Below are 19,282 nucleotides of genomic sequence, written 5' to 3'. Positions count from 1 at the left end.
GCCCCATCTTTTCTATTGTCATCTACACATTACAAAAAGCTGGCAGAATCAGTTGCAGCGAAAAACCGTAAAAATTTGCAGACTTGCATATTTTTGCATTGAAATAATAAACTTTGCCCTTATTAATTAAAAAATGTCATAAAAAACTTGGAAAAGTGAAGAATTTGCAGAAATGTCTATAACAAATTCCACATTTCACTTTATGATGTACCCTTAAAAAATTGAATGGATCAATAACATGACTGCTATTGCAAATGACCTCGTGGTTTCTTTCCACTACACATTGACTAACGCAGAGGGCGAAACTCTCGACAAATCTCAAGGTGAACCACTTGCCTATTTGCATGGTGCAGGTAACATCATCCCTGGTTTAGAAAAAGCGTTAGAAGGTAAAACAGTAGGCGAAAAATTTACTGTAAACGTACCTGCTGCTGAAGGTTATGGCGAATACAACCCAGACCTAGTTCAAGAAGTTCCTGCACAAATGTTCCAAGGTGTAGACAACATCCAACCTGGTATGCAATTCCAAGCGCAAACTGATGATGGCGTTCAAATTGTAACTGTAAAAGCGGTTGAAGGTGACAACGTTGTTGTAGATGCAAACTTCCCACTTGCTGGTCAAGATTTAACTTTTGAAGTTGAAATCGTTGAAATCCGTGAAGCTTCTCAAGAAGAATTAGATCACGGTCACGTACACGGTGCGGGTGGTCATCACCACTAAGATCATCTGATCAAATGAAAAGGCAAAGTTATATAACTTTGCCTTTTTGTTTTTATTTTGGAAAGTAATCTTCAAGTCTTATCATTATTATTCTGCGCTATACATTGCCGATTTATTGAGCAAACAAACTTTTTTCATTGAACACAAGGCTGCACAGCCATGCTTATAATGAGACAACATTTCAGCCCACCGCAAGCATATTTTCCATGCGCAGCTATAATTTAGTTTGGTTCCGACAAGATTTAAGAATTTCAGATCACAGTGCGCTTTGGCATGCGAGTCAAAATGCGCCATGTATTGGTTTGGTGGTTCTGTCTCCACAGCAACACCTCTTGCATGATGATGCGTCTATAAAAATTGACTTTTATTTGCGTCAGTTACAAGCCTTAAAAAACCAGTTAGCACAGCTAAATATTCCCCTTATTATCCAAACTGTTCCACTTTGGTCAGATATTCCAACTGCTGTAAGCCAACTCTGCACACAATTGAGTACCTCACACCCCATACAAAACATATATGCCAATATTGAATTGGGCGTAAATGAGTTAAAACGTGACTTACAACTACAACAGACCCTGAACAAGCAAGGGCTGGATTTAATCCTCTACCATGATCGTACGCTTTTCCCTGTAGGCAGTGTGCGCAATCAGAGCATGAAACCCTATCAGATATTTAGCGCATTTAAAAAGTATGCATATCAGCTATTAAGTTTGGCTATACCACGCTGCTTCCCATCACCAAAGCCACAAATCGCAATTAAATTACCTTCTGAATATGAATCGACTGTTCCCAATTTAGAAACTTGGGGATGGGCTGCCGTTCCACAAAAACAGCAAAATTTATGGGCAGTTACGGAACAACATGCGCAGCAATTGTTGGATGATTTTGTGCATCAGCACATGCAAGATTATCAGCAACAGCGTGATTTTCCTGCACGGTCAGGCACAAGTCGGCTCTCTGCTTATTTAAATTGTGGGATTTTATCTATTCGGCAGTGTCTGGCTGCGGTTTTTGCTTCGTCGCAAGGTCATTTTCATCTGGAAAATATTGGGCAACAAACTTGGTTAGATGAATTACTTTGGCGTGAGTTTTATCAACATATTTTGTTTGATTATCCCAAAGTTTCCCAACGCCAACCTTTTAAAGACCAGACTGCACAAATTGTGTGGCGTAATGATCCAGCAGGTTTAGCGGCATGGCAACAAGGACAAACAGGTATCCCAATTGTAGATGCAGGAATGCGGCAACTCCTGCATACAGGCTGGATGCACAATCGGGTCAGAATGATTACTGCAATGTTTCTATGCAAGAATTTGTTGATTGACTGGCGCTTAGGCGAACAGTGGTTTATGCAGCATTTGATTGATGGTGATTTAGCTGCCAATAATGGTGGTTGGCAATGGTGCGCCTCGACAGGGACAGATGCTGTGCCCTATTTTCGGATTTTCAACCCTGTAAGCCAGTCCCAAAAGTTTGACCCACAGGGAGATTATATTCGCAGCTGGTTACCTGAACTGGCACATTTAGATGCCAAACACATTCACGAACCTTATGCGAAAAATCCAAATTTAAAACTGAATTATCCTCAGCCGATAGTAGATTTAAAACAGAGTCGTCTGCGCGCGATTGAGGCATTTAAACAGTTATAGGCGAAATGCAGATTGAATCAACACTCCCATCAGCTAAACTTTAGCCATGATGGGAGTTTTAAGAATTAAACCGACAGTTTAGGCCGCCTGTTCATCACGTTTAAAGACCAGTTCACCTTTTAATGAGCTGTCTGCATCGAAATAATAACCTTCACTATTGAATGCTTTTAAGTCTTCTGCGCGTTCTAATTTATTCTCGATGATAAAACGCGCCATCAAACCACGGGCTTTTTTGGCATAAAAACTAATGACTTTGTATTTGCCATTTTTCTGATCTAGAAATACTGGCTTAATAATTTCAGCCTGAATTTTTGTTTCCTGAACGGCTTTATAGTATTCATCTGAAGCCAAATTCACCAATAGATCAGACTGACTTTGCGTTAAATCTTGATTAATCAAATTGGTGATAATCTCACCCCAGAAATGATATAGATTTTCACCACGTGCATTATGCAATTTAGTGCCCATTTCCAAGCGGTACGGCATCATTAAATCTAAAGGACGCAATAAACCATATAGCCCCGAAAGCATACGCAAATGTTGTTGGGCAAACTCAATATCTGCAGGAGACAGACTATAGGCATCTAAACCTGTATACACATCCCCTTTAAAGGCAAACATGGCTTGACGCGCATTGGCAAGATCAAATTCTGCTTGCCAGTCACGAAAACGCTCAACATTCAAAGTGGCAATTTTTTCACTCACGCTCATTAAACTGGCAATTTCAGTCGCTGATAGTTTACGTGCCACATCAATTAATTCTTGTGAATGTTCAAGTAATCTAGGTTGAGTATATACATCGCTAGGTAATGCAGTTTCGTAATCTAAAGTCTTGGCTGGAGAAATTAAAGCGAGCATAAACCACCTAAATAAAAAATACAGAGCTCACTATAGCAGCAGCACAAGGCAAACTCCAATGTGTGTTTTTGCTTAACTGCATCGGAAAAAGTTTTCTTAAAAATATTTTTTAAGTCGCTGTAACTTAGGCGATGTTTAATTTTATTATTCTCTGGGCAATAAAAAACCCACTTAACTCTCCCAAATTAAGCGGGTTAAAATCAGGTTGTTATGTTGTATTTTTCTTGCTGCTCAATATACGGTTAGGATGTGTCAATTAGATGACATATCATTTAAAAAATGAATAATTTTGATTTATAAATCAAGTATAAATTTTAAATGACTCATTTGCATCTACATTGTTTTAACCTTTCCATTCAAACTCGCTAAATGAATGATCTTCTTTCAGGGTGTTTTCTACTGCTTGCGCCAATTGATTTAGCAAGCTTTGCTCAGTAATACGCTCTAGCCAGTCTTGCTCTTCATTTGGGTATGAGGTAATTACACAAACCAAATGCCCATCTTCATCACGGCTTTGACAGTTTACTGCCAATGGTAAAGCGTATTCATCTACACTCACTGCCACCTGCGCACCGCTTTGTGGCAAAGTCTGAAAACCATATTGGGATAAATTCTGTGAAAGTAAATTTGCAACATAATTCTGTGCCAAGGTGCAATCTTGTAACTCTTGTTTATTTTCACAATTCGCCATAAATTTTAATTTGCGCATGCTCAGACCCAAAGGCTTTTTTCTTGTATGGGTTTAGCATAAGCAATAAAACGCAAACAGCCAAGCAAAAGCTTGGCTGTTTCAGCATAAAGTATAGGGTTTGTGATGCTTCATCTCATCCCCTATATCACTTTGGCTTATTCTGTTACTTGAATATTTAAACCCGCCACGCCAGCAAGTTCAGTAAAGGTTGGGAAACTGGTCGCAACAGTTTCTGTACCGACAATTTTAATTTCACCTGAGGTACGCAAACCTGCCATAGAGAAACTCATGGCAATACGGTGGTCATGATGTGATTCAATTTCACCGCCAGTAAATACTGGTGACCAGTCGCCTGCTTTACCTTTACCCTGAATGATAATGCCATCTTCAGTTGGTGTGCAGTCAATACCCATAGTTTTTAAACCATCTGCCATAACTTGAATACGGTCAGATTCTTTCACGCGCAATTCTGCAGCACCTGTCAGTACAGTTTCACCTTCGGCACATGCTGCTGCAATGAACAATGCTGGAAATTCATCAATTGCTAAAGGGACTTGATCTTCAGGAACATGAATACCTTTTAAAGTACGTGAACCACGAATACGAATATCTGCAATAGGTTCACCGCCTGCAATGCGCTCATTTTCTACACTTAAGTCCGCACCCATTTGTTTCAGAATTTCAATTACACCAGTACGGGTTGGGTTAATCCCCACCGCTTCCAAGGTGACATCTGAATTTTCTGTAATGGCAGCACCCACCATAAAGAACGCAGCAGAGGAAATATCGGATGGTACTTGAATATTAGTGCCAACTAATTTACCGCCACCTTGCAATGAAATACGGTTGCCTTCTGTTTTCACTTCATAGCCAAATGCACGCAACATACGCTCTGTATGGTCACGGGTTGGTTCAGGTTCAGTCACTGACGTTTCGCCTTCTGCCCAAAGTCCTGCCAGTAAAATACCTGACTTCACTTGCGCAGATGCCATTGGCAAGTCATATTGAATGCCTTTCAGTGCTTGCGCACCTGTAATAGATACAGGCGGTGTTCCACGTTCACCCGTCGTTTGAATTTGAGCACCCATTTCACGTAATGGTTTTGCAATACGTTCCATTGGTCGCTTGGTCAATGACGCATCACCAGTCATAACAGAGTCAAACTGCTGCGCAGATAACATACCTGCTAACAAGCGCATTGAGGTGCCTGAGTTGCCCATATAAATTGCGCCTGCAGGTGCTTTTAAACCTTGCATGCCCACCCCATGAATAGTGACTTCACCATTTTTAGGGCCTTCAATGCTTACACCCATATCACGGAATGCTTGCAAAGTCGCTAAAGCATCTTCACCTTCAAGGAAACCTGTCACATGCGTAGTGCCTTCAGCAATGGCACCAAACATAATTGAACGATGTGACACAGATTTGTCACCCGGTACGGTAAATTTACCTTGGAAAGTCTTAGCACCCGGCAAAATCGTAAATTGTTGTGTCACGTTATTGTTCTCCATAAAAGGTTTCTTGGCGAGCATGTAGTTAAAATGCTGTCGTGCCGCTTGCGCATGTCCTAGCAAGCCCATTAAAGCATGCGAGTCTTCTTGTTCAATCAATTGGCGAATAATCTCAAGTTGACTTTCAAAGCCATCCACCGCTTTTAACAGTGCAGTTTTATTGGCAAAGAAAATGTCATGCCACATTTGCGGATCACTGGCAGCAATACGAGAGAAGTCACGAAAGCCTCCCGCAGCATAACGGAAAATGTCTAAATTATCTTCCCGATTTGCCAATTGTTCGACCAAATTAAAGGCCATTAAATGGGGAAGATGACTGGTATATGCCAAGACTTCATCGTGCTTTTCCACATCCATGCAAATGACTTCAGCTTTGGCGCTTTCCCACATTTGAATCAGTTTGCTGACTGCCCATGACGCACTACTAGGTAAAGGAGTCAAAATCACTTTGTGGTTGGCAAATAGATCAACCTTACCTGCATGCACACCTGTATGTTCTGCCCCTGCTATTGGATGACCAGGGACAAAACCTTCAGGTAAGTTATCACCAAATACGGCTTTGGCTGCAGCCACTACACTACCTTTGGTGCTACCAACATCGGTCAGAATCACGTGATCTGCCAAATAAGGCTGAATCTGTCGTAAGACTTTTTCTGTCGCTTGTACAGGCAATGCCAACACCACCAAATCTGCACCCTGTACGGCCTCTACAGGATTATTAAAACCTTGTTCAATCAACCCTAATTCTAAAGCATCCTGTAAGGTCTTTTCAGAGCGGGTCGAAGCAACAATATGCTGAGTTAAATTTTCTGCCAGCATTACACGTGCCAAACTCGAGCCAATAAGCCCGAGTCCGATAAATGCAACTTTTTCAAACAATGGTTGCGCCATGTTTTATGCCTTTGCTTCCTTGCCCAATACTTTTGCTAATGCACGTAGGAACTTGGCATTTTCTGCTTCTGTACCAATTGAAACACGTAAATGCGTTGTAATACCTACAGGACGAACAATCACGCCTTCTTTCAATAAAGCATTAAATGTTTGACCTGGATCAGCCTCTACATCAACCAAAATAAAGTTAGCACGTGAAGGCACATAATTTAAGCCCAATGCTTTAAAGCCTGCTTCTAATTGCGCCATACCAGCTTTATTGCTAATACGAGATTTTTCAATAAAATCTTCATCTTGTAATGCAGCAACTGCGGCCACCATTGCCAAATGGTTAACGTTAAATGGCTGACGAATACGGTTTAAATAGTCAGTCACTTCTGCCGATGCCAATGCAAAACCAACACGCAATGCAGCCAAACCATAACATTTAGATAAGGTGCGGCTCACGATAAGGTTCGGATATTGCTCAAGGAATTTCAGGCTGTTGAAGTTTTCTGGGAAATATTCCACATAGGCTTCATCAAGTACCACAATCACCCGTGCAGGAACTTTTTGCATAAAGGCTTCAAATTCAGCCTCTTCAAACCAAGTACCTGTTGGATTATTTGGGTTCGCAATAAAAATTAATTTAGTGTTGTCTTGAATTGCTGCAGCCATTGCATCTAAGTCATGTGAAAAACCTTTGGCAGGTACTTCAATGGCTTGTGCATTAATCGCTTGCGTTACCAAGGCATAGACTGCAAAAGCATGCTGACTATACAAAACTGAATCTTTGTCTGAAACGAATGCACGAGCAAACATTTCAAGCAAGTCATTTGAACCATTACCTAAAGTAATTCGGTCATGTGCAAAACCAAACTGTTTTTGAATTTGGTCTTTTAAAATAAAACCACCACCATCTGGATAGCGACCAATTTCTGCAATTTCAGCCGCTACAGCTTCTTTAACTTTGTCTGAACAGCCCAATGGGTTTTCATTCGATGCAAGTTTGACGATATCTGTAATCCCTAGCTCACGCTCAAGTTCACTGATTGGTTTACCTGGTTGATAAGGCTTTAACTTCGAGATACCTTCATTGGCTGGGACAAACGACATTTTACACTTCCAGTAGACTAGGTGATGGAGGTGGTGCGCATCATGAAATGCACACCAACAAATTAAATACGGTTATAGCACTGCAGCAGGATATGAACCCAAGACACGAATTTCTTTTACCAATGGGCGAATTTCTTCAATCGCTGCACGTACATTGTCTTGATCGACATGCCCTTCTAAATCAATAAAGAACACATACGACCATTTTTCAGGTAAAGCAGGACGGGTTTCAATACTGGTCAGGCTAATATTGTGCTTCGCAAATGGTGCAAGAATTTCAAGCAAGGCACCTGCACGGTCGTGCGCAGACACTAACAATGAAGTTTTGTCATTGCCACTTTGTGGAACTTTCTCACGACCAATCACCAAAAAACGTGTGGTATTTTCAGGGTTATCTTCAATATTGCTATGCAAAGTTTCGAGTTCGTAAATGCTAGCTGCAATTTCAGAAGCAATAGCAGCAGAATGCCATTCATTGCGAATACGGCGTGCTGCTTCTGCATTTGAGCTAAGTGCTACACGTTCAACGCCCGGATAATGCACATCTAACCACTTACGGCATTGAGCTAAAGTTTGCTGATGTGCATAAATTTGTTTAATGCTGTCTTTGCGGGTATTTTCAGACACAAGGAATTGGTGATGAATACGCAACTCCACCTCACCAATGACATTTAATGGTGAAGATTTAAAACAATCTAGCGTGTGGTTTACCACACCTTCAGATGAGTTTTCGACAGGTACTAAGCCATAGTGTGCACTGCCTGCTTCCACTTCACGGAATACTTCATCAATGGTAGGAAGCGGACGCACTATCGCATCCTGACCAAAATGTTTAAGTACGGCAGAATGTGTATAAGTGCCAATTGGACCCAAGAACGCAATACTTTGTGGCGCTTCTAGCGCCAAACATGCCGACATAATTTCACGGAATAAACGTGCCATGGTCACATCAGACAACGGCCCTTCGTTGCGTTCCATAACATTACGTAAAACTTGTGCTTCACGTTCAGGACGGTAAAACAACGGATTCTCTTCTGCTGCAAATTTTGCTTTCGCCACCGCCTCTGCAAGTCGTGCCCGACGGTTAATCAGCTGTTGAATCTGTTGGTCTACAGAGTCAATATCTTCACGGATTTTAGCGAGATCAAGAGAAGTCGTTGTGTTCTGATCGTCTTGGATCATTGTTATGTCGCCCTTCATAAACATTTTGCAAATAGTATAACAATAGTTAGCTTTCAAATGTTGCGCAATACAACTTTCAGTGTTTCAGATTTAAAAACATACAGTTGATCAAAGCATCACCAATCTCTTAAATACATGATGGGTATAAGTGATAACTGACTTAGTTATTTGCCCGATTATTTTAACCTGCTCCAAACTTAGTTTGAGTGTAAATAGCAATTAGCTGATTGCTTTTAAGTCTGAATATAAAAAGAGCCAGCACAGGGCTGACTCTCCGTTTAAATTTTTCGGCTTGATATCAAAAATAGATGTTCCGACTTAACGTCCTAATAAACTACGTGCCACAATTTCTTTCATAATTTCATTGGTTCCACCGTAAATCCGCTGGATACGCGCATCCACAAAGAAACGTGAAATCGGATACTCAGTCATATAGCCATAGCCTCCGAACAGTTGTAATAATTGATCGGCTATTTTCATTTGCATGTCTGTTGAAAAGCTTTTGAGCGCAGCTGCGGTTTCTACATCGAGTTTGCCTTGCATATACAATTCGACGTTTTGATTATAAAAAGCAGCTGTTGCCAATTCATCAATTTTGGCCTGCGCCAATACAAAGCGAGAGTTCTGGAACTGTCCAATCGCTTGTCCAAAAGCCTGACGCTCTTGCACATATTGTGTGGTTACATCAATCGAGCCGCGAATTGCGCCTAATGCTGTCGCTGCAATAGCAGTACGCTCACGTGGCAATTCCTGCATTAAATAGGCAAAACCTTGCCCTGCCTGACCCAACAATTGATTTTTTGGCACTTTAACATTGTCAAAAAATAGCTCTGACGTGTCTTGTGAATGCAAACCAATTTTTTCCAGATTGGTTCCTTTTTTAAAGCCATCTAAATGCGTATCGACCAACATCAGCGATACACCTTTGGCACGTGCTTGTGGATCAGTTTTTACAGCGAGAACCACTAAGTCTGCATGCTGACCATTAGAAATAAATGTCTTGGAGCCATTTAAAACATAATACTCATCTTGCAAAATGGCATTGGTACGCATGGCCTGTAAGTCAGAACCTGCACCTGGTTCAGTCATACCAATTGCGCCAACCACCTCACCCGACACCATGCGTGGCAACCAGTATTGTTTTTGCTCTTCTGTACCAATATGCAAAATATACGGCGCAGCAATTTCAGAGTGACAAGAAATACCTGTAGACAGTGCGCTATAGCCTGCACGTGCTGATTCTTCGACTAACATTAAAGAATAATGTGTCGGCACGCCATAACCGCCATATTCTTCTGGCACATCAATACATAAAAAACCATTTTCACCGAGCAAATTCCAGACACTGCGCGGCATGATGCCTTCGCGTTCCCACGTTGCATAATGCGGTGCAATATGTTCCTGCATAAAACGGCGAAAGTTATCTCTAAATAATTCTAAATCTGCATCATAAGCCAGCATATAACATCCTTGGTTTTTCAATTGTTGTTTTCAATCCATCCCATGCTATGCATTTTTAACCTAGCTGTCATGCATTATTGTGCGCACTTATATTACTTTGCAGTCAAACTTTAATGCACAGCGCAAATGCTCACTTAAACTTATAGCCAACGCTGTGAATAATGCTGCAAACTGTTGCCGAAGTTTATACACTAAGGTCATTGTGAAATTTCAAATGAAAGACGTATGAACCCGCTTATGCTAAATACAAACCCAAATAAAAGAAATATTTATAAAGATGCAGAACATCCTTTTGCACAATTTATCCGTATTATTGGTAAAGGCAAAACAGGCGCACGTTCACTAACCTATGATGAAGCCTATCAAGCCTTTGGCATGATTTTGCGCAATGAAGTGCTCGATGTGCAATTGGGAGCTTTTTTAATGCTGCTGCGTGTAAAAGAAGAATCGGTAGATGAATTGGCAGGCTTTGTCCAAGCGACTCGTGATCAGTTGCAATTTAAACCACTACACGTCGATTTAGATTGGTCTTCTTATGCAGGTAAACGCAAACATTATCCGTGGTTTTTATTGGCGGCACTGACTTTGGCAAAGCATGGCTATAAAGTAGTCATGCATGGCGCTTCTGGGCACACCATTAACCGCTTATATACCGAACAAGCACTGCAATATTTAGGTTTCCCCATTTGCGAAAACGACCTACAAGTTGAGGAGCAATTGGCACAACGCAATTTTGCCTATTTGCCGCTACATGCCATTTCACCCATTTTGAGTGATCTTATCAACTTACGCAATGTCATGGGTTTGCGCTCGCCAATTCATACCCTTGCTCGGCTGATCAATCCATTTAATGCCAAAGCCACGATGCAGGCTATTTTCCATCCTGCTTACCGCAGTTCACATCAACAAGCGGCATTTCAGCTAGGTTATCAAAACAGTGCGGTCATTAAAGGTGAAGGTGGTGAATTTGAACGCAATCCAGATGCCAGAACTTTAATTTGTGGTATTAAGAATGGCACCTTATATGAGCACGAACTACCTAAATTGACCGATAGCCGCAGCCCTGTAGAAGAAGAACTAGATTTGGCTGTTTTGAAAGCGGTGTGGTTAGGTCAGCAACCGCATGAATATGGTGAAATTGCAGTGACTGAAACCATGGGCATTGCTTTATACACCATGGGCGTTTGTGACGATTATGATGCAGCAATGCAAACCGCACAGCAGCTTTGGCAAAATCGCCATCACTAAAACCCAAAACTTTGCTAAAAATACGGCAATAAAAAAGACACCTTCAGAGGTGTCTTTTTGCGCTTTCAATTCTAAATTAAAAGTTACATGGCGTGATTTAAACAAAACGAATAGGTTTAAATTCCTCATGCTTGTGATGATCGTCATCACATTGCTCGCCTTCTTCTTTAGTGCCACGGTCAATATAGCCACTGCGCTCGGTTTCAGGCAGGTTTTTCATTTCCCATGCATATACCGCTTGCATGCAAATTTCACGTTGCTCCTTGGTCAAAGCAACGCCATTTGGCCATTTACCAATTTCAACTGCCGTTTTTAAACGTCCAACAATTTCAGGATCGAGTACGGCAAGCATTTGTTCAATATTCATCATTCATCCTGCTGTTGCATTGATTCAAAATCTTGGTTCCATCCTAACTTGGTACGACATGCCATATAAAAGTCATAACCAGGTGGATGTAATAAATTCAATTTATAAGGATGTTTGCGGATATGCAAACTATCTCCAACATTTAATGAAACACTATGTTGACCATCGGCACTGACCATTGGCAACACACGGTTTTCACGAATCTGGATTTTAATTTCACTGTGTCCGCCCACCACAATTGGACGCGAAGACAACGTATGTGGATGCATAGGCACCAACGCAATTGCATCCATGCTTGGATGTACAATTGGCCCACCACCCGACAAAGCATAAGCGGTTGAACCTGTAGGGGTTGAAACAATTAGACCATCACTATGCTGACGGTAGACATACTGCCCATCAATGTTCAGCTCAAAGTCAATCATGTGCACAGACTTGCCCGAATGCAGCACCACATCATTTAAAGCAATCGCTTCATAAATGATTTCGCCTTTAGAGCGCACTTCCATTTCCAGTAAAAAACGACGGTCTGACTGGAAGTGACCTTGTAACACTTGATCTAATTTAAAAATAACTTCAGTCGGTTTAATATCGGTCAAGAAACCTAAACGACCACGGTTCACACCAATCACAGGCGTATTGTATTTGACCAGTGCCCGTGCTGCATGCAGTAATGAACCATCGCCACCCACCACAATCACCAAATCAACCACTTCCCCCAATAAAGCACGGCTAACGGTTTGTGTGTTGGCATAAGGCACAAGTTCAGCAGTTTCAGAATCAAAAACGGGATGCAAGCCCAAGCCTAAAATATGATCATGGATCAGACATAAAGTTTCTACGACAGAATATTTGTCTGGACGACCAATCAGTCCAATGTTCCGAAAGTTCTTATGTGAGAGTTGCACCTGCGATATCGCTCCGCTACGATTCGATGCCTATAATAGCACTAACCCGATTGATTTAAAAAAACTTTAAAACTACATTTTACGGCCTATTTTATGACGTAATTTTCTGTTCAGTCACAGATTAATTATTGCAAATTCAGTAAAAGCTTCGCATGATTAGCAAAATTTATCAGGATCTTATCGCGATTTATGAAGTCTGAGCGTGGCATAGGCATAATTACATTACTATTTTGCATTATCGTTATTGGTGGGTTTATTGCATTTAGTATCTACTTGATTCGTCTAGATAATATTGTCAGAGACAAATTCGAGGGACAACGATGGGATATTCCAGCCAAGGTATTTGCACGCCCATTAGAAGTGTATAGCAATGCACCTGTGAGTCAGACTGACTTTACGCAAGAACTAAAACTGCTGGGTTATAAAAATACGGATAATTACGCCAAAACAGGCAGTTATGTCACAGATGGCAATACCTTATTTGTGCATACCCGTGGTTTTGACTTTGGCGATAGTGTCGAACCTGAACAAGTACTAAAAGTAAGTTTTGCCAATAACCAAATTAGCGAAGTGAGTGCCACCAAACCGTCTAATACAGGTATTGCACGCTTAGAACCTATGCTGATTGGCGGGATTTATCCGCAGCACAATGAAGACCGTGTCCTGATTAAACTCAATAAAGTACCAAAACCTTTAATTGAAGCGTTAATTGCCACTGAAGATCGTAATTTTTATCAACACCACGGGGTTTCAATTCGTGGTACTGCACGTGCCATTGTCAGCAACGTCACTGGCGGAAAGCGTCAGGGTGGTTCTACACTCACCCAACAGTTGGTGAAAAACTTTTATTTAAGCCCAGAACGTACTTTAAAACGTAAAGCCAATGAAGCACTTATGGCTATGCTTATTGAGCTGCATTACAACAAAGATGAAATTTTAGAAGCCTATTTAAATGAAGTAAATTTAGGCCAAAATGGTAACTATTCAATCAATGGTTATGGCTTGGCTTCGCAATTCTATTTTGGGATGCCATTACGTGAACTGAATATTTCACAACAAGCTTTTTTGGTCGGTTTGGTACAAGGCCCTTCTTTATATAATCCGTGGCGTAACCCAGAAGCTGCAAAAAAACGCCGTGACATTGTTTTAAATAATATGTTGGTGATGGGTTATTTAAACCAAGAACAATATGAAAAAGAAACTGCACGTCCATTAAATGTCATTGCAAAACCAACCTTAGGCCCTGCCCGCTTCCCAGACTTTTTGGATATTGTGCGTCGTCAATTGCGTACCGAATACCAAGAAGGTGACTTGACCAATCAAGGTTTGCGGATTTTTACCACGCTTGATCCAATTGCCCAAACCAATGTGCAAAGTGCGTTTAAAGCTTCGGTTGAGCGTTTAAGCAAAATCAATCCAAAACGATTAAAAGACCTACAAGGTGCGGTGCTGATTTCTCATCCTGAAAATGGTGAATTGGTGGCAGCTGTGGGTTCAACTCAAGATTTCACAGGCTTTAACCGTGCATTAGATGCCAAACGTCAGGTTGGTTCATTACTCAAACCTGTGATTTATTTGAGTGCTATTGAGTCCGGGCGTTATAACTGGGCCAGCCCTGTAGAAGACAGCCACATCAGTATCCCAATTGATGGTAAGTCTTGGACACCACGTAATTACAGTGGCAGTGATCATGGTATTGTGTCTATGTCTCAAGCGCTCTCTCAGTCTTATAACCTGTCTGCAGTGCGCTTGGGTCAAGAGTTTGGACTCTCTACTTTCCGCAATCACCTGATCAAATTTGGTGTACCGAGTGATGCAGTTCCACAATACCCATCTATTTTCTTGGGTGCGGTAGATTTATCACCTATGCAAGTCATGGATATATACGGCAACTTTGCCACAGGTGGCTTCAAATATCCGACCAAAGCCATTCGTTCAGTGGTCGATGCCAATGGGCGTTTATTAGATCGTTACGGCTTAACCGTACAACAAACCATTGACCCATCGGCAGCCTATATTTTGAATTATGGCTTACAGCAAGTCATGAGCTCAGGTACTGGTCGCTCGGCATATAACAGCTTATCCACCGATTTAAAATTGGCAGGCAAATCAGGCACCACCAATGATACCCGTGACTCATGGTTTGCAGGTTATTCTGGCAACTATTTAGCGGTGGTTTGGTTAGGTTTAGATGACAACAAAGTCACTGGATTAACAGGTTCATCGGGTGCACTGCCAGTGTGGGCCAATGTGATGCAGCAATTGCGTCAAAAGCCAGTTAATTTACGTCAAACCGAGCAAATTCAATGGCACTGGATTGACCGCAGTTCTGGGCATCTATCTGCACAAGGCTGTGAAGGTGCAATGTATATTCCTGTGAATCGTAACAATGTACCACGACAGGCAACAGCATGTGGTATGCCACATTATCAGGTCGAGCCTATTTACCAACCCGATACCGAAACTCACCAAGCTACACCTGAAACGGACGACAGTATCGAGAATTATATCCGTGAAACTGAATCTGAATTTGATGACAATGCTGAAGGACGTGTCATCTCTAGCGGTAGTTATATCAATTAACACTTGAGGATATAGGTCATTGGGTCTTATGAAATTACATTTTACAGGTAAAACTTTTTTCAGCGCACTGTTGCTCGGTTCACTGAGTTTAATTGTGGGCTGTCAAAGTCTGCCTGAATCAACTCCTGCTCAGCCAACACCAGAAAAACCTAAAACGGTGACGACACCCGAGGGTGTGGTCATTCGACCTTATGAACGTGAAGAAATTAAACGTCAATCTCTGCAAGTGGTGGTGCCACAACAGAAGGTACAACAAAAGTTAGAAGATGGTCGCAGTTTACCTGCTTTTAAAAAGTTAATGCAGCAAACCCAAACGGCGTATAAACAAGGGCAATTTAATCAGGCTGAAACTGCAGCCTTACAAGCACAGCGTCTTGCTCCACAAGCGGCTGAAACTTATTTATATTTGGCTTTAATCGCCAATCAAAAAAACCAACCCGCCAATGCCGAAGCGTTGGCACGTCGCGGTTTGACTTATGCACAAAGTGATGCCATGAAGCGCCAATTGTGGCTGGTGATTCAAAAAGCTGCACAAAAACAAAATAATGCGAAAAGCCTAGCGCAAGCCCAACAGGCTTTAAAGAATTTGTAATGACAAGTGCATGAGCAAAATTTAGAAAATCGCTGAGTTAGACCACATCAGCGATTTTTTTGTTTGGGAATCAAAAGATCAAATAAAACGCACGCCCGCAATACCATAGGCATGGTGTTGCTCTGCCACGGCGAGATCATCCTGCGTTAAGCCCCCCAAAGCAAACACGGGAATATCGACAAGTTCGGTAATCTGTTGGAATTTTTCCCACCCTAAAGCAGTTGCATCTGTATGGGTAGCCGTTGGTAGAACGGGGCTAAGTAAAATTGCTTCACAGCCAATCTGCTGTGCATGCTGTGCCGAAACAATATCATGGCACGCTGCAATATAGCGCAGACCAACTTTTAAATCGCCTTTTTGTAATTGCATCAGTTGAGATTGTTTAAGATGAATCGCAGCGACTGCTTGCTGCTGCATCGGATTAAGCTGCTTCCATAATTCCAAATTAATAATCACCTGCCCCAATTGTTCAACGCAGTATTGGATCAACTCCATTTTCTGCTCAGCTGTTGGCTCGACTCGCCAATACAGTAATTTTTCTTTTGGTAAGCTGCTTAAAAGGCTTAAATCTTCACTAATTTTAATAGCTTTTGGCCAAACTAGCCGCTGTAGAATTGCACGGTTGGCTTGAGGGAAATTCAAATCTAATAACTGTGAGCGGCTAAACCAAGCCCAAGGCACTTGAATATCCTTTAATAAAGCAGTGGGTACTGCAGCATGAAAGATGTGTAAATTGACAATCACATCGTCATATTCATGGCAAATCACATCAAAGTCATGCCAATGCTGAAGTCCAATGCCTACTTCTTCAAATACCTCACGACGGCAAGCCGCTACAGGGCTTTCACCTGCTTCCACTTTACCACCTGGAAATTCATGCTTATTGCCTTGATGCTGTTTGGCTTCCCGCCATCCAACCAAAACTTTATTTTGGTGAAAAAGTAAGGCTATTGCCACATGAATAGTTGGCTTGAACATGAATCTCATTCCTTCTGTAATGCAGCATATTTCGGTAGGCATTACCGATTTTATAAATTCTACAATAATTCGTTGACAGGTTTACATGATAATGATTATCATTTAAAACAATTCTTACACACCACGGAGTATAACAATGAATGCCCCATTTCGCTTTTTTTCAGGTCATTCCGACACTCAGCATGCCTTACCTATGTTACATTCAAATAACTTATTTGCGCTAGGACGTGAAATTCGTATTCTGCATGCGGGCGAAGAGTATCGTTTGCGTTTAACCCGCAACAATCGCCTTATTCTCACAAAATAACAAAAATAACTAATACAACAATAAACGTGGGAACAGCAGTATGAATCAGCGCATACTGCTTTTTTGCGCTGAAGGATTTATTTTTTAGATCAATTTTAAAAACTAACGAGGCCTTTTAATTATTTTTAGGCAGTACAATTCGCACTTGCAAACCACCTTGTTCGGCTCGTGCAAACTCAATTTTACCTGCATGTAATTCTATAATTTTTTTACAAATGGAAAGCCCCAAACCAGAACCTTGAGTTTTACTGCCCAAAGCCCGATAAAAGCGCTCCCCCAAACGTGCCAAGACTTCATTGGTTACGGTTTGCCCATTATCGGCTATGCAAATTTCCTGCGTAAATTCATGGGTTTTGGTCTTTATCCAAATCGTCCCTTGTGGCGCAGCATAGCGCACTGCATTATCAACCAAGTTACGTAAGCAGCTAAATAATAATTCTGCATTGCCCAGTACCTGTATGGGCTGTATATCCAACTGAACATGCATATTTTTTTCCTGAATGAACGGCGCCAGGCTTTGTAGAACCTCATCCATGAGGGTTTGGACAGATACCGCACTTTTGTTTAAGGACTGTTCATCTGTCGGGTCTAAACGTGCCAGTAACAGCAAATTTTCCAACACTTGTGTACCACGGCTAACATCACGCTGAATTTGCTCTAGATCTAGTGCAAGCTCAGGTTGCTGTTGATATTTACGCTTCAATACCTGTAAACGCATTTGAATGGCAGATAAGGGGGAACGTAATTCATGCGACGCATCTGCCGTAAAACGCTGTTCTGCAATTAAAGATTGTTCCACACGTGATAGTAATTTATTCAGTTGCTGCACCATCGGTTGCAGTTCTTTCAATTCGGGTTGGCTAGGCACAATGGCACTTAAATCGTGCTGATTTTTAGCTGCAATTTGTTGAGATAATTGCTGAATCCGCTTAAATTGGCGACCAATCATAAAATGTACAATTGCCCATTGCAGTAACCATAACACCAATAAAATGGCGGCATAACCCAAACTAGTAGCAGCAATTTCCTTGAAGCGATACTTTAGCGGCTGCGTAACAATTACCTGTAAGCCATCTTCTTGCGCAATATAGCTTCGCCAAATTTGAGCATCGTGCCAATGAAATGAAAAACTATCTGTCGAAGTTTGAACTAGCTGAGGCAAGTTAAGCTGAGAAAGGTCATCTTCATCTTCTGATGTCGTCAGAATCAGATCATCCAAAGTTAATTGATAGCCAATATGAAATTGTTCGCTTAATTCATCAACTTGATTACCTGCATGATCACGCAAGTCTGCCCGCAGCAGCATATCGGCAATTTCATCCATAATTTCATCATGCACTTGCATGGTCTGATAACTTGCAACTGCCAACAGTAAAATTAAGGCAAGGCTTCCCGCCAAGACTGAACTCAGTACTGAACTTTTGACCAGTTTTGACTGTAAAGAAACCGTATGTTGTGACATGCTTAATCAGCTTTAGGTTGTATCTTGCTGCATACGATAGCCTAAACCACGTATGGTTTTAATACGAGTACTGCCAATTTTTTTACGTAACTGATAAATAAAAACCTCAATCGCATTACTTTCAATTTCATCGCCCCATGCATATAAAGATTCTTCTAACTGCTCGCGAGTCACTACATGCTGCGGGTTTTGCATCAGTTTATGTAAAATCTGAAACTCTTTGGCAGTTAAATTCACTGGCTGATCATCTACTTTCACCTGTTTGCTTTGTGTGTCTAGAACCAAATTAGCAAAAACCAAATCATGGCTTGGATGGCTTTGTGCATTGCGTAACTGACTGCGCACCCGAGCCGATAACTCTTCTAAACTGAATGGCTTGACCAAATAATCATTGGCACCCAAATCAAGTCCTTGCACCCGATCTTGAATGCTATCTCGTGCGGTGATGAAAATGACTGGAGTATCTTGTTGCTGTTGTCTTAAGGCTTGCAGAATTTCATCGCCACTGTGTTTAGGCAAACCACGATCTAGCAACACACAATCATATTGATGCTGCTGAATGGCTAAAATAGCATGATCACCACGCTCGACCCAATCGACGTTATAGCCATCCATTTCTAACCAAGTTTTAATACTTTCTGCTTGAGATACATCATCTTCAGCCAAGAGTAATCGCATGCCATCCTGTTCCTTAAAATGTATCAAACATACTCAAGGACTAATTCGCACTCTGTTAATGTCTTGTTGCCAAGCGTGTAACTAGAGCCTGAGTCGGTCA

Annotated in this window: 17 protein-coding genes; 6 read left to right on the top strand and 11 right to left on the bottom strand. The window is 41.5% G+C overall.

Annotated features, from left to right (window positions below):
• The first annotated feature begins 238 nt into the window (after positions 1 to 238).
• Both slyD and HHA41_RS08370 read left to right on the top strand, forming a co-directional pair.
• The gene (gene slyD, locus HHA41_RS08375; protein ID WP_168417977.1) at positions 239 to 721 is read left to right on the top strand and encodes a peptidylprolyl isomerase; all 483 of its coding nucleotides are present in this window, start codon (positions 239 to 241) and stop codon (positions 719 to 721) included.
• A gap of 206 nt (positions 722 to 927) precedes the next feature.
• Complete coding sequence (locus HHA41_RS08370) at positions 928 to 2,370, top strand: deoxyribodipyrimidine photo-lyase (protein WP_168461330.1); 1,443 nt, start codon at positions 928 to 930, stop codon at positions 2,368 to 2,370.
• A gap of 78 nt (positions 2,371 to 2,448) precedes the next feature.
• On the opposite strand, the gene yaaA is transcribed toward HHA41_RS08370, so the two are convergent.
• The 6 genes from yaaA to HHA41_RS08340 all read right to left on the bottom strand — a co-directional run bounded on the left by yaaA (position 2,449) and on the right by HHA41_RS08340 (position 10,059).
• Complete coding sequence (gene yaaA / locus HHA41_RS08365) at positions 2,449 to 3,228, bottom strand: peroxide stress protein YaaA (RefSeq protein ID WP_168417979.1); 780 nt, start codon at positions 3,226 to 3,228, stop codon at positions 2,449 to 2,451.
• A gap of 343 nt (positions 3,229 to 3,571) precedes the next feature.
• The gene (locus HHA41_RS08360) at positions 3,572 to 3,937 is read right to left on the bottom strand and encodes a hypothetical protein (RefSeq protein WP_168461328.1); all 366 of its coding nucleotides are present in this window, start codon (positions 3,935 to 3,937) and stop codon (positions 3,572 to 3,574) included.
• Positions 3,938 to 4,074: 137 nt separating this feature from the next.
• Entirely contained in the window at positions 4,075 to 6,321 is a 2,247-nt protein-coding gene (locus tag HHA41_RS08355) for a bifunctional prephenate dehydrogenase/3-phosphoshikimate 1-carboxyvinyltransferase (RefSeq protein WP_168461326.1), read from the bottom strand.
• A 3-nt stretch (positions 6,322 to 6,324) separates the two neighbouring features.
• Positions 6,325 to 7,416: a histidinol-phosphate transaminase gene (gene hisC, locus HHA41_RS08350; RefSeq protein ID WP_168461325.1), complete on the bottom strand. Its 1,092-nt coding sequence runs from the start codon at positions 7,414 to 7,416 to the stop codon at positions 6,325 to 6,327.
• Positions 7,417 to 7,488: 72 nt separating this feature from the next.
• Positions 7,489 to 8,598 (bottom strand): prephenate dehydratase, encoded by a 1,110-nt coding sequence (pheA, locus tag HHA41_RS08345; RefSeq protein WP_168461323.1) that lies wholly within the window; start codon positions 8,596 to 8,598, stop codon positions 7,489 to 7,491.
• A 318-nt stretch (positions 8,599 to 8,916) separates the two neighbouring features.
• Entirely contained in the window at positions 8,917 to 10,059 is a 1,143-nt protein-coding gene (locus HHA41_RS08340; RefSeq protein WP_168417982.1) for an acyl-CoA dehydrogenase family protein, read from the bottom strand.
• Between the two features lie 237 nt (positions 10,060 to 10,296).
• On the opposite strand from HHA41_RS08340, the gene HHA41_RS08335 reads away from it, so the two are divergent.
• A complete protein-coding gene (locus HHA41_RS08335) occupies positions 10,297 to 11,307 on the top strand; it encodes a glycosyl transferase family protein (protein WP_168417983.1) in 1,011 nt (336 codons plus the stop codon).
• Positions 11,308 to 11,404: 97 nt separating this feature from the next.
• Here HHA41_RS08335 and HHA41_RS08330 read toward each other — a convergent pair whose 3' ends face one another.
• A complete protein-coding gene (locus HHA41_RS08330; RefSeq protein ID WP_168417984.1) occupies positions 11,405 to 11,674 on the bottom strand; it encodes a DUF1315 family protein in 270 nt (89 codons plus the stop codon).
• Positions 11,674 to 12,591 (bottom strand): NAD(+) kinase, encoded by a 918-nt coding sequence (locus HHA41_RS08325; RefSeq protein WP_236162403.1) that lies wholly within the window; start codon positions 12,589 to 12,591, stop codon positions 11,674 to 11,676. The genes HHA41_RS08330 and HHA41_RS08325 overlap by 1 nt, the downstream gene beginning before the upstream one ends.
• Positions 12,592 to 12,771: 180 nt before the next feature.
• On the opposite strand from HHA41_RS08325, the gene mrcB reads away from it, so the two are divergent.
• Together mrcB and HHA41_RS08315 are read left to right on the top strand one after the other, a co-directional pair.
• Complete coding sequence (mrcB, locus tag HHA41_RS08320) at positions 12,772 to 15,165, top strand: penicillin-binding protein 1B (protein ID WP_168461322.1); 2,394 nt, start codon at positions 12,772 to 12,774, stop codon at positions 15,163 to 15,165.
• Positions 15,166 to 15,193: 28 nt separating this feature from the next.
• On the top strand, positions 15,194 to 15,757 hold the full coding sequence (locus tag HHA41_RS08315; protein WP_168461320.1) for a tetratricopeptide repeat protein: 564 nt from the start codon (positions 15,194 to 15,196) through the stop codon (positions 15,755 to 15,757).
• A gap of 78 nt (positions 15,758 to 15,835) precedes the next feature.
• Here HHA41_RS08315 and HHA41_RS08310 read toward each other — a convergent pair whose 3' ends face one another.
• Positions 15,836 to 16,735 (bottom strand): thiamine phosphate synthase, encoded by a 900-nt coding sequence (locus HHA41_RS08310; RefSeq protein WP_168417988.1) that lies wholly within the window; start codon positions 16,733 to 16,735, stop codon positions 15,836 to 15,838.
• A gap of 136 nt (positions 16,736 to 16,871) precedes the next feature.
• Here HHA41_RS08310 and HHA41_RS08305 point away from each other — a divergent pair, with 136 nt between their 5' ends.
• Positions 16,872 to 17,042 carry a hemin uptake protein HemP gene (locus tag HHA41_RS08305; protein WP_168417989.1) on the top strand — a complete coding sequence of 57 codons (171 nt, stop codon included), beginning with the start codon at positions 16,872 to 16,874 and terminating at the stop codon, positions 17,040 to 17,042.
• A gap of 115 nt (positions 17,043 to 17,157) precedes the next feature.
• Here the strand turns inward: HHA41_RS08305 and HHA41_RS08300 are convergent, their stop codons facing one another.
• Positions 17,158 to 18,504 carry an ATP-binding protein gene (locus HHA41_RS08300; RefSeq protein WP_168417990.1) on the bottom strand — a complete coding sequence of 449 codons (1,347 nt, stop codon included), beginning with the start codon at positions 18,502 to 18,504 and terminating at the stop codon, positions 17,158 to 17,160.
• 12 nt (positions 18,505 to 18,516) lie between these two features.
• On the bottom strand, positions 18,517 to 19,182 hold the full coding sequence (locus HHA41_RS08295; protein ID WP_168417991.1) for a response regulator transcription factor: 666 nt from the start codon (positions 19,180 to 19,182) through the stop codon (positions 18,517 to 18,519).
• Positions 19,183 to 19,282 lie beyond the last annotated feature (100 nt).

It is taken from the genome of Acinetobacter sp. A1, from assembly GCF_012371315.1.
In the GTDB taxonomy this organism is placed as follows: Bacteria; Pseudomonadota; Gammaproteobacteria; order Pseudomonadales; family Moraxellaceae; genus Acinetobacter.
The sequence above is the reverse complement of the archived record's forward strand: the minus strand, read 5'-3'. Positions and strand labels throughout refer to the sequence as shown.

Coding starts and splice junctions, on each gene's coding strand:
- slyD (WP_168417977.1), top strand. CDS start 239: ATGACTGCTATTGCAAATGACCTCGTGGTTTCTTTCCACTACACATTG.
- HHA41_RS08370 (WP_168461330.1), top strand. CDS start 928: ATGCGCAGCTATAATTTAGTTTGGTTCCGACAAGATTTAAGAATTTCA.
- yaaA (WP_168417979.1), bottom strand. CDS start 3,228: ATGCTCGCTTTAATTTCTCCAGCCAAGACTTTAGATTACGAAACTGCA.
- HHA41_RS08360 (WP_168461328.1), bottom strand. CDS start 3,937: ATGCGCAAATTAAAATTTATGGCGAATTGTGAAAATAAACAAGAGTTA.
- HHA41_RS08355 (WP_168461326.1), bottom strand. CDS start 6,321: ATGGCGCAACCATTGTTTGAAAAAGTTGCATTTATCGGACTCGGGCTT.
- hisC (WP_168461325.1), bottom strand. CDS start 7,416: ATGTCGTTTGTCCCAGCCAATGAAGGTATCTCGAAGTTAAAGCCTTAT.
- pheA (WP_168461323.1), bottom strand. CDS start 8,598: ATGATCCAAGACGATCAGAACACAACGACTTCTCTTGATCTCGCTAAA.
- HHA41_RS08340 (WP_168417982.1), bottom strand. CDS start 10,059: ATGCTGGCTTATGATGCAGATTTAGAATTATTTAGAGATAACTTTCGC.
- HHA41_RS08335 (WP_168417983.1), top strand. CDS start 10,297: ATGCTAAATACAAACCCAAATAAAAGAAATATTTATAAAGATGCAGAA.
- HHA41_RS08330 (WP_168417984.1), bottom strand. CDS start 11,674: ATGAATATTGAACAAATGCTTGCCGTACTCGATCCTGAAATTGTTGGA.
- mrcB (WP_168461322.1), top strand. CDS start 12,772: ATGAAGTCTGAGCGTGGCATAGGCATAATTACATTACTATTTTGCATT.
- HHA41_RS08315 (WP_168461320.1), top strand. CDS start 15,194: ATGAAATTACATTTTACAGGTAAAACTTTTTTCAGCGCACTGTTGCTC.
- HHA41_RS08310 (WP_168417988.1), bottom strand. CDS start 16,735: ATGTTCAAGCCAACTATTCATGTGGCAATAGCCTTACTTTTTCACCAA.
- HHA41_RS08305 (WP_168417989.1), top strand. CDS start 16,872: ATGAATGCCCCATTTCGCTTTTTTTCAGGTCATTCCGACACTCAGCAT.
- HHA41_RS08300 (WP_168417990.1), bottom strand. CDS start 18,504: ATGTCACAACATACGGTTTCTTTACAGTCAAAACTGGTCAAAAGTTCA.
- HHA41_RS08295 (WP_168417991.1), bottom strand. CDS start 19,182: ATGCGATTACTCTTGGCTGAAGATGATGTATCTCAAGCAGAAAGTATT.